The organism is Eudoraea chungangensis, assembly GCF_029360665.1.
GTDB lineage: Bacteria > Bacteroidota > Bacteroidia > Flavobacteriales > Flavobacteriaceae > Eudoraea > Eudoraea chungangensis.
This window is the reverse complement of sequence record NZ_JARDUB010000001.1, coordinates 113,181-127,472: the sequence shown is the minus strand read 5'-3', so window position 1 is coordinate 127,472 and position 14,292 is coordinate 113,181. Positions and strand designations below refer to the sequence as shown.

General features: G+C 36.8%; 16 protein-coding genes. 1 reads left to right on the top strand and 15 read right to left on the bottom strand.

The window, feature by feature from the left end:
- Positions 1 to 62 precede the first annotated feature (62 nt).
- From PXG98_RS00590 to PXG98_RS00525, 14 genes are all read right to left on the bottom strand, one after another.
- Complete coding sequence (locus PXG98_RS00590; protein WP_276388354.1) at positions 63 to 437, bottom strand: nuclear transport factor 2 family protein; 375 nt, start codon at positions 435 to 437, stop codon at positions 63 to 65.
- 48 nt (positions 438 to 485) lie between these two features.
- Complete coding sequence (locus PXG98_RS00585) at positions 486 to 1,910, bottom strand: amidohydrolase family protein (RefSeq protein WP_276388353.1); 1,425 nt, start codon at positions 1,908 to 1,910, stop codon at positions 486 to 488.
- Between the two features lie 123 nt (positions 1,911 to 2,033).
- Positions 2,034 to 2,744, bottom strand: coding sequence for a DNA alkylation repair protein (locus tag PXG98_RS00580; protein WP_276388351.1), 711 nt, complete (start codon positions 2,742 to 2,744; stop codon positions 2,034 to 2,036).
- Positions 2,745 to 2,814: 70 nt separating this feature from the next.
- Complete coding sequence (locus tag PXG98_RS00575) at positions 2,815 to 3,312, bottom strand: hypothetical protein (protein WP_276388350.1); 498 nt, start codon at positions 3,310 to 3,312, stop codon at positions 2,815 to 2,817.
- Between the two features lie 61 nt (positions 3,313 to 3,373).
- Positions 3,374 to 4,501 carry an alpha/beta hydrolase-fold protein gene (locus tag PXG98_RS00570; protein WP_276388348.1) on the bottom strand — a complete coding sequence of 376 codons (1,128 nt, stop codon included), beginning with the start codon at positions 4,499 to 4,501 and terminating at the stop codon, positions 3,374 to 3,376.
- 42 nt (positions 4,502 to 4,543) lie between these two features.
- Positions 4,544 to 5,017, bottom strand: coding sequence for an ester cyclase (locus PXG98_RS00565; protein WP_276388347.1), 474 nt, complete (start codon positions 5,015 to 5,017; stop codon positions 4,544 to 4,546).
- A 117-nt stretch (positions 5,018 to 5,134) separates the two neighbouring features.
- Positions 5,135 to 5,524, bottom strand: coding sequence for a DUF2306 domain-containing protein (locus tag PXG98_RS00560; protein WP_276388345.1), 390 nt, complete (start codon positions 5,522 to 5,524; stop codon positions 5,135 to 5,137).
- Between the two features lie 64 nt (positions 5,525 to 5,588).
- Positions 5,589 to 5,876: a hypothetical protein gene (locus tag PXG98_RS00555; RefSeq protein WP_276388344.1), complete on the bottom strand. Its 288-nt coding sequence runs from the start codon at positions 5,874 to 5,876 to the stop codon at positions 5,589 to 5,591.
- A 140-nt stretch (positions 5,877 to 6,016) separates the two neighbouring features.
- The gene (locus PXG98_RS00550; RefSeq protein ID WP_276388343.1) at positions 6,017 to 6,733 is read right to left on the bottom strand and encodes a DJ-1/PfpI family protein; all 717 of its coding nucleotides are present in this window, start codon (positions 6,731 to 6,733) and stop codon (positions 6,017 to 6,019) included.
- Between the two features lie 118 nt (positions 6,734 to 6,851).
- Positions 6,852 to 7,262 (bottom strand): DUF6326 family protein, encoded by a 411-nt coding sequence (locus PXG98_RS00545; RefSeq protein ID WP_276388341.1) that lies wholly within the window; start codon positions 7,260 to 7,262, stop codon positions 6,852 to 6,854.
- Positions 7,263 to 7,365: 103 nt separating this feature from the next.
- Positions 7,366 to 8,196, bottom strand: a complete 831-nt coding sequence (locus PXG98_RS00540) for a CPBP family intramembrane glutamic endopeptidase (protein ID WP_276388340.1) — start codon at positions 8,194 to 8,196, stop codon at positions 7,366 to 7,368.
- A gap of 132 nt (positions 8,197 to 8,328) precedes the next feature.
- Positions 8,329 to 9,174: a DUF6090 family protein gene (locus PXG98_RS00535; protein WP_276388339.1), complete on the bottom strand. Its 846-nt coding sequence runs from the start codon at positions 9,172 to 9,174 to the stop codon at positions 8,329 to 8,331.
- A 98-nt stretch (positions 9,175 to 9,272) separates the two neighbouring features.
- Positions 9,273 to 10,226 carry a DUF3179 domain-containing (seleno)protein gene (locus PXG98_RS00530; RefSeq protein ID WP_276388337.1) on the bottom strand — a complete coding sequence of 318 codons (954 nt, stop codon included), beginning with the start codon at positions 10,224 to 10,226 and terminating at the stop codon, positions 9,273 to 9,275.
- Between the two features lie 134 nt (positions 10,227 to 10,360).
- Positions 10,361 to 10,504, bottom strand: coding sequence for a hypothetical protein (locus PXG98_RS00525; protein WP_276388336.1), 144 nt, complete (start codon positions 10,502 to 10,504; stop codon positions 10,361 to 10,363).
- 93 nt (positions 10,505 to 10,597) lie between these two features.
- Here PXG98_RS00525 and PXG98_RS00520 point away from each other — a divergent pair, with 93 nt between their 5' ends.
- Positions 10,598 to 11,374, top strand: coding sequence for a hypothetical protein (locus PXG98_RS00520; RefSeq protein ID WP_276388335.1), 777 nt, complete (start codon positions 10,598 to 10,600; stop codon positions 11,372 to 11,374).
- Between the two features lie 152 nt (positions 11,375 to 11,526).
- Here the strand turns inward: PXG98_RS00520 and PXG98_RS00515 are convergent, their stop codons facing one another.
- A complete protein-coding gene (locus PXG98_RS00515; RefSeq protein WP_276388334.1) occupies positions 11,527 to 14,238 on the bottom strand; it encodes a phosphoenolpyruvate carboxylase in 2,712 nt (903 codons plus the stop codon).
- Positions 14,239 to 14,292: the final 54 nt, after the last annotated feature.

Here is a 14,292-nt window from a genome sequence, read left to right as displayed (position 1 = left end):
CTCCAACTGGTATTTTAACTTTTTTAATCAAAGATAATTTTTACTTTGCCTTAATAGATTTATTAATACATAGTGTTATTGTTCTTTGAAGTTTTAGGAATTTGTTGAATGGCATCCCAATGCTCTACTATTTTTCCGTTTTCATTAAATCTAAAAAAGTCCATGGTTACGTATTCATCATTATCCGGCCAGGTTTGATGCGTGTGTAAGGCTACCAGATCCCCTTCAGAGATAACCCTCACAAATTCAATAGATTTATTGGGGTATTCAACCTGCATACGTTCAAAATAATCGATAAAACCTTCCACACCATCTGCTACCTCAGCGTTATGCTGAATGTATTCAGAACCAAGATATAGTTTGCATGCTTTTTTAGGATTACCTTCATAGGCCATTTTGTAAAACGCAATGGCATTGTTTTTCATGATTTCCTTCATAAACTCATATTTTTCTAACGATATTTTTTTACTAGGACGAAATAGAATCTAATACAGACCAACTTTTCCTTCCACAGAAGAAAAGATTTTAGGAGAGTCATAGCCAACACCATCTTTAAAAACCAGTTCCATTTTTCGTATAGACGAAATGTCTTTGGATAAATCCCCGTTTATAAGAACTAAGTCGACCTTTTTTCCTACTTCAATAGTTCCTGTGTCTTCTGATATTCCTAAATAATCTGCGCCGTTAGAGCTTGCAATTTTAACAGCTTCTTCCAGAGCAAAACCTGTTTCAATTAACAATTCAAAGGCTCTTTGGTTGGCGTATCCTGCAATTGTTTTTCCGGAACCTGTGGGATCTGTGCCGACAGTTAGCTTACCTCCTAAAGCGTGGAACTTTCTAATTCTTGTCATTTCTTTTTTAAACTGAACCAAACTCGTTGAATCGGCTTTAGTATTAATTTGATTATCATAGATGCCTTGTAAATGCTTTTTCAAACTTGGTGCGAGCGATTTTATACCGCCTCCAGGAATCACTTCTCTATTGGTAAATGGCTCAAATACGGTTGGGGTATAGGTAAGGGTTACCTCTCTATCGATTAAAGACTTCATTAGTTCCATTAGCTTAGGATCATTATCATCTAACTTTAAAAGAGAGCTATAGTCTAGTACACATTCATTTTCAGGCTTATTTTTTACAAAATCGGTAGCAGCAAGAAAACTGTGTTCCAAATTGTCGATACCTAATTCGGCAGCTTCACGATAGGTTATAGAACACAGGTGTCCTGTTACCTTGATCTTGTTTTTATGCGAGACCCGAATTATTTCCTTTAACTCCTCTTTACTGATATGATTATATACTTTAACCGATGTCACGCCTTTTTTAAACCAATAGTTAAGCCAGTCTTCTATGTTTTCATTTCCATAAAGAGACTGAAGCTGTGGTATAAAACCTTCATGTTCTATATGTGGAGTGGATACATCTATTTTAGGTCCTATCATCTTTCCTTCCTGGATAAGCATTTTTACATTTAAGTCGGTATTAGCTTCTATACTTCCTGCAGTTCTCATGGTCGTTACTCCCCCGGCTAAATACATTCTTGGAAAAGTAAAGGGCATATGTACGGCCTTGTACCTGTTTTCGGTAGGTTTGGCATAGAATAAATGTTCATGCATCATAATAAAACCGGGAATCAGGGTTTTGTCAGTGCCGTCAATGAGGGTGGCATTTGCAGGAATGCTTATTTCTCCGGTATTACCAATAGACCGGATGTTGTTATTGGTAAAGACGATGTCCTGATTTCTTTTGAGGGGGCTTCCCGTACCATCAATGAGGGTAATATTGGTGATGGCAACGATAGAATCATTTAATCCTATAAAATCTTGTAAATTAGCAGCTATGTTTTGAGATGAAATGCTATGGTGTACAGTTAAAAAAGCAGCAATCAAGGCAATGGTTTTAAATGTTTTCATAATAATGGCTAGGTGATATTAAAGTCTTTACATATTCTAAATGTAATAATTTTCGACTGCTAAAATTGGGGCATTGGGTATTATTACCTCCTTTTCTTCCTCATTGTCAAGAAGAATTTCCGCCTATTTCCGCATAGCAAGTTCTTTTAACTCAGTCGGCATTTTTTCTATGGCATATCTAAAGGCAGTTCTTGGCATACGAGTCTTGTTGTCCATGATATAGTTAAACACCACCTCCTGATGATTTTTAGAAGCTACTTTTAATAGCCATCCGTACCCCTTTTGTACCAAATCGTCCTGATCGTAAATGAGCTTATCAGAAATTTCCAGAACATCCGGAAGAAATGCACCTTTTCTAACCGGAACTATCAGGGAAACGGCTGCAGCCCTTCGGAGCCACCTATTATTGGAAAGCGTAAACTCCTTGAGTTCTGTAATGAATTTAGGATACATCATTATAAAAGCACCCATGGTATGGTTACAAAAGGTATCACAGGATGCCCAATTGTTAACATAAAGGGCCAGCCAATTATTAAAAGTTCTAAAGTCGCCCGGCACATAACTCTTTCTCAAGGCATATGACCAATCACATGCTACTAAAGTTTCTTCAATCTGCCCAGATTCCCATAATTCTTCACACAAATTAAATGCTTCTTCTTTTGTTTTTTCTCTCAGTTCTTTTAAATGTGATTTAGCAATTTTGTGGACAATAGACGCTTTAACTCCATAATTTTGAATAGGTTCTTTAAAGAATCTTTGGTTGGAATTCTGGGTGGTAGTTTCTGCGTTTTTAGAAAGTTCCTGTTTTACTTGGGAGACCAAATCTTCTTTCATAGATAGTTTAATTAAAGACGATAGTGCAAATTAGTATCATTTTAGGAGTTGGTGTTTAATGGTATTTCTTTTAGCGAGTATAGGAAAACTCATTCCTCCTTATCCAATTCATGGAGCCTTTAAATTGAACTTCTTTCCGTATAATTAAATGGTTAATACCCAGGATATAAATATTTCTTATCAGGGCACTTTTGTTGTTGTTTTTTCCTTTGTGTTCCGTTGTTATTTCAAGATTGCCATCGGAGCGTTTTATTTTACTAATTATTTTATAACCATTGATAGCCTCCCCATTTTTAGAAACCTTTATTTTTTCAGAACTATTGGCATTCGGTTCCTGAGGGTAGTCGTTCATAAGAATAAGTTCCTGCTTAGTTGAACCTTGTTTTACCATTAAATTTGCCGGCATGCTAAAAGGTTTATTCGAGCTATAATCTAAATAGGTTAGACTACCCTTCCAGGAACCCGTAATAAGGTTTAATTCTTCTTTAGTTATTCGATTAGACTCTTGAAATACCTTGGGAACTAGTAATAGTAATACAGATAGTGCTTTAATTACGATTAAATTCATATGAATTGTCTTAATATTTTTTGTGATACGATATATGAAATAAACATATGCTTACTTTTGTTTAAAAATCTTTTAGTTGCTCCCAGATTCGCTCTGTATTTTCATCCTCAAAACCATCTTGTCTTAAACGTTTATAGTACTCCTTGGCCTTTTTAAATTCTCCTTTCTGTAAATAGAAAGTTGCAAAGAGATACATCTGAGAGATAGACTCGGGATATATCTTTTTATACTTCTTCAATAAGAAAAGAGCATAATCAAATTCACGCAAGGCCATTTGTTCAAGAACAAACTCCTGATACTTTTCTTCCGGAACCCGAATCTTGTAACCATATCTTTTTGAGAGATTTTGGTAGTATTCTTCACAAAGAAATATTTCATCCAAATCGGATAATTCTTCGATATTAAAGCCATCGTAAATAAACCTTAAACCATTTAAGAAACCAGTTGTTGTAATTGATGCGTGATTTTCGTTTTCCAAGTTTTCATAAGTATATCTCATCTTTGGAGGAGAACTATCTTGTATTATGTTATTGAATTTTTGGGAACTTTTGAGCGTATAACCCCCTTCATTGCCGACAGCCAAATAAAGGCATTCTGCATAGGACTTATTTTGATTAAAAAATTCCACAGCCTGTTCAACTGCTTGTTCGTTATTTCTTCCAAGGCTTGGGCTAAGAGCAATAAATGCCTCGAATGCTGTTGGCCTGGCCATCATGCTATAGATGCTAAACAAGCCACCGAAAGAATGCCCGGCCAATATCCTATAGGGGTGTGTTCTAAAGGTAGAGGTTACCCATGGTTGGAGTTCCGTTTCAATAAAACGCAGAAACTCTTCTCCACCACCAAAGCTATTTTTGTTATCAGCCGGTCCTGGTGGTGTTAAGTCTTTGCTCCTGTTATTATTGATAATTCCAACCACTATTATTTGAGGAATATCTCCGCTGCTGGCTAGTTTATCCGCCAGGGCAGATACAAAGCGAAAGTTCCATTCACCATCCAGTAAATACAATACTGGATATTTTTTATCGGTATTCTTGTAGTCTTCCGGTGTCCAAATAGCTATTTGCCGATCTTCGTTTAGGACAGTAGACTTTAAAAAGTGAACTTCGCCTATTTCAAGGGGCTTTGTTTGTCCCATCCCTAAGATGCTACATAAACTAATTGTTGCAATAATAAGGATTCGGATCATTTCTTTAATTTAAATAATGTGGTCTTGCACTCTTTTCAAGCGTTAATTTCCTTCCAACTGTTGCTGGTAATCTTCTGCGTCAAATGTACCTATCGATTTTTCAATAAGGCCATTATTACTCAATATCCATTCTTCGTAACCGCTAAAAATTACTTTATTTCCGGACCCACCCGGACCAGTATTGGTACCTCTAAACGTCCAATAGTAACGGTACGATTTTTGGTGTTTTACAATACTATCCATGACCAGATGCATGTCGGGGAAAGCTTTCATAAACGAGGCAGCTGTTTGGGCCAGTTGATCGCGACCAATGGCAGCTTTTCCGTTATTTATGGTTAGTGAGCCTGTTTCTGTATAGAAAGAAGCCATTTGCTGTGGTACCATGCTGTTCCAAGCTTCGGTATAGGCCTTTCCAAAATTCAGTATTTTCTTAGAATCTATTTCCTTAGATTGGCATCCACATAGTATCCAAAAAAAGACAAAAAGTATTAGGAATTTTAAACCTACTTGTTTCATACGACAGTTTTGTTTTGGCTTAACTAAAGATAATCCCTTTTGACGTAATTTAGAAAGGGTCTTTAATATTTAACCGAGAGTATACCTAAAGGAGGGACATGAAAAAACCAAATATACTTAAACCCCAAAAAATAGTTGGTGTAAATACCTGCCGGGGAAAAAAGTGAACCCCCCTGCAATAATAATCGCCCCGAAATAAAGTAATATCATTTTTCTTTTATGTGCTTTGATATTTCCTTTTTTAATAGCCCAATAGGCAGTTGGAACGGTGTAGATAGTTAAAAAGCTAAAACTGTGAATCCAACCAAAATGATCTAAAAGCCTGGGTCCTACCTCAGAAGGCATAAAAAGAGTCACAATCGCTGTGAAAAGCATAAGAATCATATATATTCTACCAAATACTTTATGAATTTGAGAACCTTTTTTAATAAGGAGCAAAAATGTTCCGATGAGGAAGCAGGGAACTACCGTTGCCAAATGCAGGTACATTAATTCGGTATAGCTCATATGAAAGGATATTAACTACATTGATTAATACAGAAGTGACATAGAATCGTAAAGAATCATCTTTTTAATCTTTGGTCAGACGGTAGGTCACTTTGCAGGTCTGACAAACCAATTCATCATTTTCTTGCTGTAATTGAATATTTAATAGGTATTTGTCGGCGTATTCTTTTACCCATCCATCACGGGGGTCATGACTATTAATGTCATTATGGTAGTTTCTGACAGCTTCATAAAATTTACCTCCGTACTCCTGTTCTCCCCAGCAATTAGGGCAAATTCCCTCAGGGGTTTCCTCTTTATTAAGGTTTGGGTTCTTCTTAAAATAGTCCGTTAAGGATTTAATTATACTCATAGGATCTTCATTTCCAGGGGGATATCAAAGATAATAATATATTGGCGTACTAAGCATAGTAAAAGTAGTACAGGGGCTAGCTATAGGGTTTCACAATTCTAAAGACCAATAATTGTCAACAAAAGAAGAGTTATACTGCTTTAATCTGCCTTGAACGTATCATTATCTTTCTCTTCTATCCAATTATATTCAATCTCAGTCGCTACTTTTCTCGCAAACGCAAGGCCGTGTCTATCGGCCACAAAACCTAAAGACATATCCATACCTGCACTAACTCCAGAAGAGGTATAGTATTTGCCATCTACTTTCCATCTGGCCTTCTTATCCCAATTTACTTTTGGACCAGTACCTACTACCCATTTAAAAGCTCTTTTGTTAGAAGTAGCTTGCCTACCATCAAGAAGTCCTGATTTTGCCAATAAAGCGCTTCCAGTGCAAACGGTTAAGACATAGTCGCTGCGTTCCGATATCTTTTTTATCTGTTCTATTAGCTCGGGATGGTTCACCTCCTCTCTTGTTCCCCATCCACCTGGAATCAGAAATATTTCAGGTTTAGACTTTATGGTGCTTATTTTTTCTGTCAGGACAGAGACTCCATGGCTATTTTTAATAATTCCGCCTTCCAAAGAATAGAATTTCACCGAATATAGATCTTTTAGCCTACCAAATATTTCTACTGGCCCGTAAACATCTAGAGTTTCGTAATTATCGAAAAGTAAAAAGGCAATTTCTTCGGTGTTGTTAGTTGTTTGAGGTGTCATTTTTTCCTGAGCATAAGAACGATTAACGGATAATAAACCTATAGTTAGGAAAGATAGTAAGAATATGACTAAAGGAAACCGAAGACGAAAATTCATGAAGTTACTTTTCTTATAAAGATAAATCAACCATGCTTAATCTTCTTACATAAAGACCTATATATTCCGGCTTATTTCAATAATGGCAATACAAGTATTTGTGTTCCGCACAGTGGTATTACGTCTTTTGTTCTTTTGGCCAGTTCCAGGCGTACCATATAATTAGAAAGGTGATAGCGCTTTCCAAAATCGCGAAAAAGACGTAGAAGCCATACCAAGGTGTTATAGAGTTAATGGCAATAAATAACATCATTAAAGTAAAGAGTGCACCAAAGAAGATGTTTAAAAACCGATTGATTTTTGGTTTGAGAAGCGTCGATAGAAAAATCATTATAGCAGGAATAGCAAGCACCAGGGAGGCTGTAAATAATTTTACAGGACTATTCAATATGTTTTGCCCATTAACTAATCCTTCTACCTTTTCCGGGACGTAGAGCTCAAAATAGTCACAATAGATATAACAAAACATTACGGAAGTCCACAAGGCGGCAAGTCTGATCTTAATATTTACTTCAGGGTTTTCGAACATTTTACTTTGGGTTTGGATTTTTACAATTCTCTTGTTTATGAATAGACGCAAAATCTCTATTAAAGGTTGTCTGGGCTCATAAATAAATAGCTTATCCTATTTATTAAGGTTTGCCCTCCTCGTAATTAGCTTTGTTTTTTGTGGCTAGAACAAGAGCCAGAAGGATAATCAGTGCTATAAAAAGAAGGAGTAAATTTTGGTCCTTAAATATATCCGCTCCAAGAAAACCAAGGGTAAAATTCATACCTCCATGCATTAAAATAGCCAATAAAACACTGCCTCTAGTTCTGTTATACATCCATGAGAAAAGCACTCCCATAGTGGTCATAAGCGGAATGTATGCCAGAACCGGGATGTTACCTACAGCCTTTGGTAAAAATAGGATTAGGGGTAAATGCCAAATAGCCCATATAAGGCCTATGCTCAATCCAGAAAGATTTGGAGACAGTATTTTTTGTAAGTGGGTCTGCGCATACCCTCTCCAACCCAACTCTTCTGCTATGGGTCCTCCTAATAGAGTGTTAAGAATAAAAAACAGCGGGGATAATAAAAGTGCTGTCAGATACTGCCCTTGCGGCAATCCCATTCCTTCCAAAATAAGGCCAAAATCTGGAAAATAACCGCCAATCAAACGATAAATCAAAATTGAAAGTACGCCTATTGCTAGGATTCCAAAAATGGCAAACAGATAATATTTAATAGGAAGTTTCCATATTAGTATCTTTCTTAATAAGATTCGAACACCTTCCTTTCCTTTATCTAAAAAAGTAAGAAGAAGGGCGGCTATAGTAGGTCCCCACGCTCCTGGTAAGACCCAAATTTCGTTAACTTCTTCAGAAAAGTAGAAAGGACTCCACAGCGTCCATGAAATACAAAAAGTGAGGAGGAAATATTTATAAACTTTTTTGTTGTCGGCATTGGGTGTGGAAGGCATGGTCATTTTCTGTTGGAAAAAATTAATAGATTTTTTGGCTGCGCAAGCAAAATGTTCAACTATAATCTATTAGAGTATTTGATAGGCAATTTGTTACAAGAAAATTAATAAGATAGTACCATGTTTTCTACCTTACTTGAATTGTGGGGAATTTAGTAATACTATAATCTCCTCGGCTTTTTCAATTAAACTTGGTAATTCTGCATTAGCTCGGATATCCATATTTCTTCCTAGGTCTAGATATCCATTTACCATTTCGTGCAACAAGTTTACATCTTTTGTTAGTAACTCTAAACTGTTTTCTTCTGCTATGGATATTTCCTTTTTCAAGAGAGCCAGTTGATTCATATATTCTTCGCTGTCCTTTTGAGAGGAAGTATGATATGTTATATTATTCATTCCTACATGAGATAGCTCTTTAAAATTTGCGTAATTCATATTCAATACTTTATGGACTAGTGGGAAATTCATTTCTGCAATTCCCTGGTCTATTTTATAGTCTTCCGACATATGTTCCCGCAGACTAACATAAGAAACAATCAATTTCGCTAATTCTTTATTGCCTTCATAACGAAGGACGCCGGTTGACCGTAATTCCTCCAAAGTGACTTTATTCCATGAATAGGGGTATATATTGTCATCTATGATCAGCATTAATACCCTTAAATTGGATATTTCATTTATAGATTTATTTCGAACATAGACCGCTAGACTATCTATTCTACTATTTAGCTCTCGCATTTGTGCTTGGACATCTTTAATGAGTCTTATATCTGCTTCTAAATCAGCAATTAAAGATTCTGAATAAGATCTAATTAGTTTTCTTTCCCTATTTACTTCATTCCAATCATTGACTTGTAAGGCAATCAAAATACCTATAACCACTAAGAAAATTTCTCCTAAGGCATATTTTAAATATTTGCCTGTTTTACCTTCAAAAAGTGAGTTCTGTCTAATATGTCTAAAAAACTTAATCATAGAAGTGTTTTATTGCTATCGTACATCGATAAGACTATCATAAATTTAGTACTGACAAACTAAATATTTAGGCGCATAACCTGAATAACCAATAGGAACTATTGTTGATTTATACCTTGTGAATTAGGATAAAAACTATTCCAGGCCCAATTATAGACTAAGGTAGATGGAACTAGTTTTTCATTTTTATCTTCTATCCATGCCGTTATACCTTCCACATTAAAATAGATAAAATACGACTGATTTTTTATATGGTAAGTCATGGGGGATGTTTCCTTAAATAACTCTTTTAAAGGAATAAACACCGGCACATCTGATACTACTGCTCCAATTCCTAGATTGGTAATTTTGTGTTCCGAATTATTTGGGTATTTATTACCTGGTATCCAAGTGTTGTAATATTGTTTCTCTAAGACAGATTCAGGAAATGCTGCATTACTTGTATCGGTGCTTAAAGCCACTTTAGTACTAGGGTATTTGTCTTTCCAAAATTTCCAAGTAGATTGTATGGTAGGGTAAGGAGTTAATTTTTCTCCTTTCAACACCCCCTGAATGGCTTCGTTAGATAGCTGATTCCAAACGGTTTTGGTTCGTCTGTCTACCAGCAATAAGTTATTGTCTATGAGGCCCCTTCCAAAATCAAAACCCAAGGTGTCTCCTCTGATTCTACCATTAAAAATTTGGGCTGAACCAACAAGAGGACACCAGGTGAGTATATAGTTCTCTGAGGCTATTCTCAGGTTAGCCACTTCAAAACCAGACAAGACTTTTATAGGAACGGCAATTGGAGTTCTTTCTAGTACCAACCCCAGTATTAGTTCGTTATCGTCTAAAATTGCCTGATTATGATCTACTATATCGAGACTGTCGAGAGCTGGGTCTACAGGCATATGAAAATCAAAAGCTTCTCCTCCAGGTCTGGACTGCGCAAATATTCTTATCGAATCTCTCTCTGAGGTTTTGGCTAAACTGGGTTTTTCCTTTTCTTGTTTACAAGCGTAAAGGAGAACCATTGAAATAACTATTAGGGCGCAAATTCTTGATAATCTCATACAATTAATAAAAAATGTACTACGGTCTTTTAAAGTTAGAAAGACAATTGAGTGTTTATTCTTCTAAAGTACTAAAGCTATAAGAAAAGGGCAAGCTCAAGAAGCTGTGCTTTTAAATAAAAGATGTCTTACACCTATAGTGTCTGTGCAATAGGCTGGTTCCAGACACTTTCTGCAGGGATCTTTCTATCGAATTCTTTAAGATCGAGGTCTTTTCTATTAGGACCTTTTCCATGTTCTACCATATTGTCGGTTTTTCTGTATTTCTCAGGATTCATAGTTTTTCTAGAAGCCTTAGTAATAAGATTTTCTGGAGCAAAAATTTATGGAAATAATTGACTTTTTTTTATTTTTAGGTAAAATAGAACATTATGAAAAAGTTTAGCTATAAGTTAGCATATCTAATTTGCCTTTTATTGTTTAGTCTATCAGCAGTAGTTGCACAGGATACAGCGGAGATTGAGAACGGCTTATCTAAAACATGGTATAAGGCTAAAGTAGGCAATGCGGAAGGTGGCGCAATGGTGCCGACCAAGAAAAATGCTGTCTTAGATATTTCTAAGGATGGAACCTTAACCATTAAAGAAGGGGAGATGACGTTGGACGCTAGCTGGGAGTATATTCAAGCCTCTCGCGATTTGCGGGTTACCATGGACTTCAATGGAAACATGCAAGTGGCAGATTTACGGATTCAAGAACTTAAAGACAATAAACTTGTTTTGCTTAATTCAAAAGCTTTGGTTGTAGAAGAGTATTCTACCTCACCACCAGATCCTGATGCCCCTGCGCCTCGGGATGCACCAACTGTTGTAAATGCGGATAGCAACATTAACGCAGAGGAGTGGAGTGGCCTACATCCCTTTAACTATAAGGTAATTAAGACCGCCGATGGCAAGGTAGAGAAGATAGAAGCTATTGGGGTATTAATTCTTTTACAAAGTGGGGGTAAGCATATTTTAAGGATTAACGATGATGGCCTTACTACCGATATTGAAGTTTCGAAGGGCTCCGATAAAACCTCTGGGAAACACTTTGGCTTTGTAACCAATGATCCCGAAATGAACGGGGAAATTGTGTTTAAACCCGATGGTAGCCATTATATATATAGAGAAAAGGACCAGTCCACAGTTGAATATATCAAAGAGTGATCTAGTCTTTTTAACTAAACAGATACATCTACTTACATAGAGGTTGGCCCTGTTATTATTTAAATTTCTCAGCTAAGTGATTCTTTAAGGCCGCATGAAGACTGTTCTACTTACTATAAGTTGCCAGAAGGGCGAAGAAAATAGTTGGCTTATTACCCCGTACCCTTTAGACCACCTGAAAGAGCATTTACTATCAACAATAACATTAAAAGTAGTTTATCGGCCTCCTTTGGTCTAATCTCCTTAATTAGTCGCCATTGCTCTAGCGTTTGCATTTGAATATGATGGAGTGTATCTAATGCTTCGTGACGCAGTTTATTATTTTCCATTCTAGAAAATCTACGCTCTTCTTTTGATGCACCCAACAGACTTTCTATTGTTTCAAGGGCTAAGGTGAAGTCTGTAAGAATCAATTTTAAGAGTTTATCTTTTGTATCAGAATCGTCTACTAATTCTGCAAATTTTCTCATGATTTTAGGATTAGCATTCAATAAGTTGGTTTCAATTTGTATTAAAGCAAATTTTAAGAAGGGCCAATCTTTTGCGACTTTTTGCAGGTAGGAAAAGTCCTCTGGATATTTTTCTTTAAAAGCGGCAAATGCCGCACCTGTTCCGAACCATCCACTTAGGTTAAACCTAGCTTGGTTCCAACTAAATACCCAAGGAATAGAACGCAGGTCGTTAAGGGATCTTTTGCCTGTTCTACGAGCTGGTCTTGATCCTATTTTACTCTGTTCTAAAACATCGATTGGAGTAGCCTGGCTGTAAAATTCTATGAATTTAGGATGGTCTAGTAAGTTTCTGTAATTCTCCCGGCTTAAAGCAACTAGCCGATCCATGATATCGTATATCCTGCTATCTCCATTATCCTTTTTATTTATCATAGTCTGTCTAGCAGTACCGGAAATCAACATTTCTAAATTATAACATGCGTTTAATCGATTCGCAAATTGATTAGCTATAGTTTCTCCTTGAACGGTCATTTTTATGTTCCCGCTCAGAGATCCTGGAGGCATGCTTTCCAAGAAGCGATGACTTTTTCCTCCTCCTCGGCTAATGGTTCCCCCTCGTCCATGAAAGAAGCAAAGCTTCACACCCAAACGGTTGCCAACTTCAGTGAGGTTTTCTTCTGCCTTGTAAATATTCCATCGACTTGTTAGTATACCTCCGTCTTTGTTACTGTCGCTATAACCTAACATCACCTCTTGTACAAAAGGTTTTGTTGTATTTCGTTGTTTTGCTAAAATTGGATGGGTTAAAAAAGCTTCTAAAATAGCTGGTCCTGCAGCTAAATCATCTATGGTTTCTAACAAGGGAGCAACTGGAATATCTGTATCTTTTAGACCCGCTTCGCGCAGAAATAAGTAGACCAAAAGAAGGTCGCTTAAACTTCGTGTCATGCTCACAATGATTGTCCCGATACCTTCTGTACCGTATAAATCCGTATATTTTTTTACTTCCATGAAGTAGCCAAGCAGATTGTCTGCTTCAGGACCACATGAGGTGCCTGTAACCAGGAATGGACGATTGCTTTTTAGTTCCTTATTGATAAAAGCCAATCTTTTTTCTTCGTTCCAGCTCGCATAGTCTGTATCCGCTTGCCCTGAGATTTTCAATATCTGACTAATTGCTTTTTCGTGGTATTCGGAATTCTGACGAATGTCTAGTTTAGCCAGATGAAACCTAAAACAACTAAGGGAACGCTCAATAGGAAACAAACAAATTTTTGCAATTTGGTTGGCCTTTAATTGTAATAAAACATCCCGAAGTTTCTTTAGATCAAGCATAAGATCATCAGGTCGGGAATAATATGTTTTTTCGTCAAGACCGTAACGTTCATCAAGGGTGTTGTCTAATCGAACTATCAATAGGTTAGCGTACTGTCTCAAAGGTTCTGAAGGATTACGGTTTAAAGCCCGTTGCCCTTCTTTTCCCAATATTTTTGCTCTGGCTTCTATATCTGAAAGGAATGCCTGTGGGGTGTTGTTAAGGTAAGCCGAAAAACTAAGCTGCTCTGCTAATTGTAATAATTCTTGCCTAATAATTTTGAGCGCTGCTTCTCTTTGTAGTCTTAACGTGGATGCAGTAAATTCCGGAGTCACGTAGGGATGCCCGTCTCTGTCGCCGCCTACCCAACTTCCAAATTGTAACATGGGAAATTGTTCTGGATTCTCCAATTGCTTTTCTGAAAATCCGGCATCCCTCCATGCCGCGATTAAGCGTTGATCTGTTAAACGAAGGGCTTCAGGAAATACATTTACAAAGTAGTGCATTATATTACTTCGCTCATCCTTTAAACTTGGCTTTTCCAAGTAAATCTCTCCCGTTCGCCACCATCGTTCCAACAAACTTTTAAGTTCTTCTTTAATTTCTTCCCTTTCTGAATTAGACCATAAGGGATTCTCATTCTTAACCAACAAAATATATAGCTGCCTGTGAATATCTAAAACGGTTAATCGTTTTGCTTCTGTTGGATGTGCTGTAAGTACCGGCATTACATTTATAGTTGGCAGCAAGTTGCTCATTTCCTTTTCAGAAATTCCGGAGTCCTTCCAAATTTTTATAGTTTCCCCCCAAGATCCGCGAGTGGTTTCTAAACCAAATTGAGTTTCAGTTTTCCGGCGAAATTGCGTGGCCGCATTCTCTTCTACAGCATTAAGTAATTCAAAAGAAATGCCGATGGCCTGAGCCATTTTTTCATCAGGAATATCCTTTGAAAGGGGAGGATTGGCTTCGAAGGGCAGCATAGCCGCTAATTCCGCCTCCCCAAGACCACGAAGCATCTCTTTAAAAGTAGTTATCAGATAAGTGAAATCTGTTTTTATTTTTTTTAAACCCTCTAATTCTAATGTTTTCTTTTTCATTTTATGTTTACTAAGGTCGCAGAATAATGCTACTTAAATAGGACTTTCTTATTC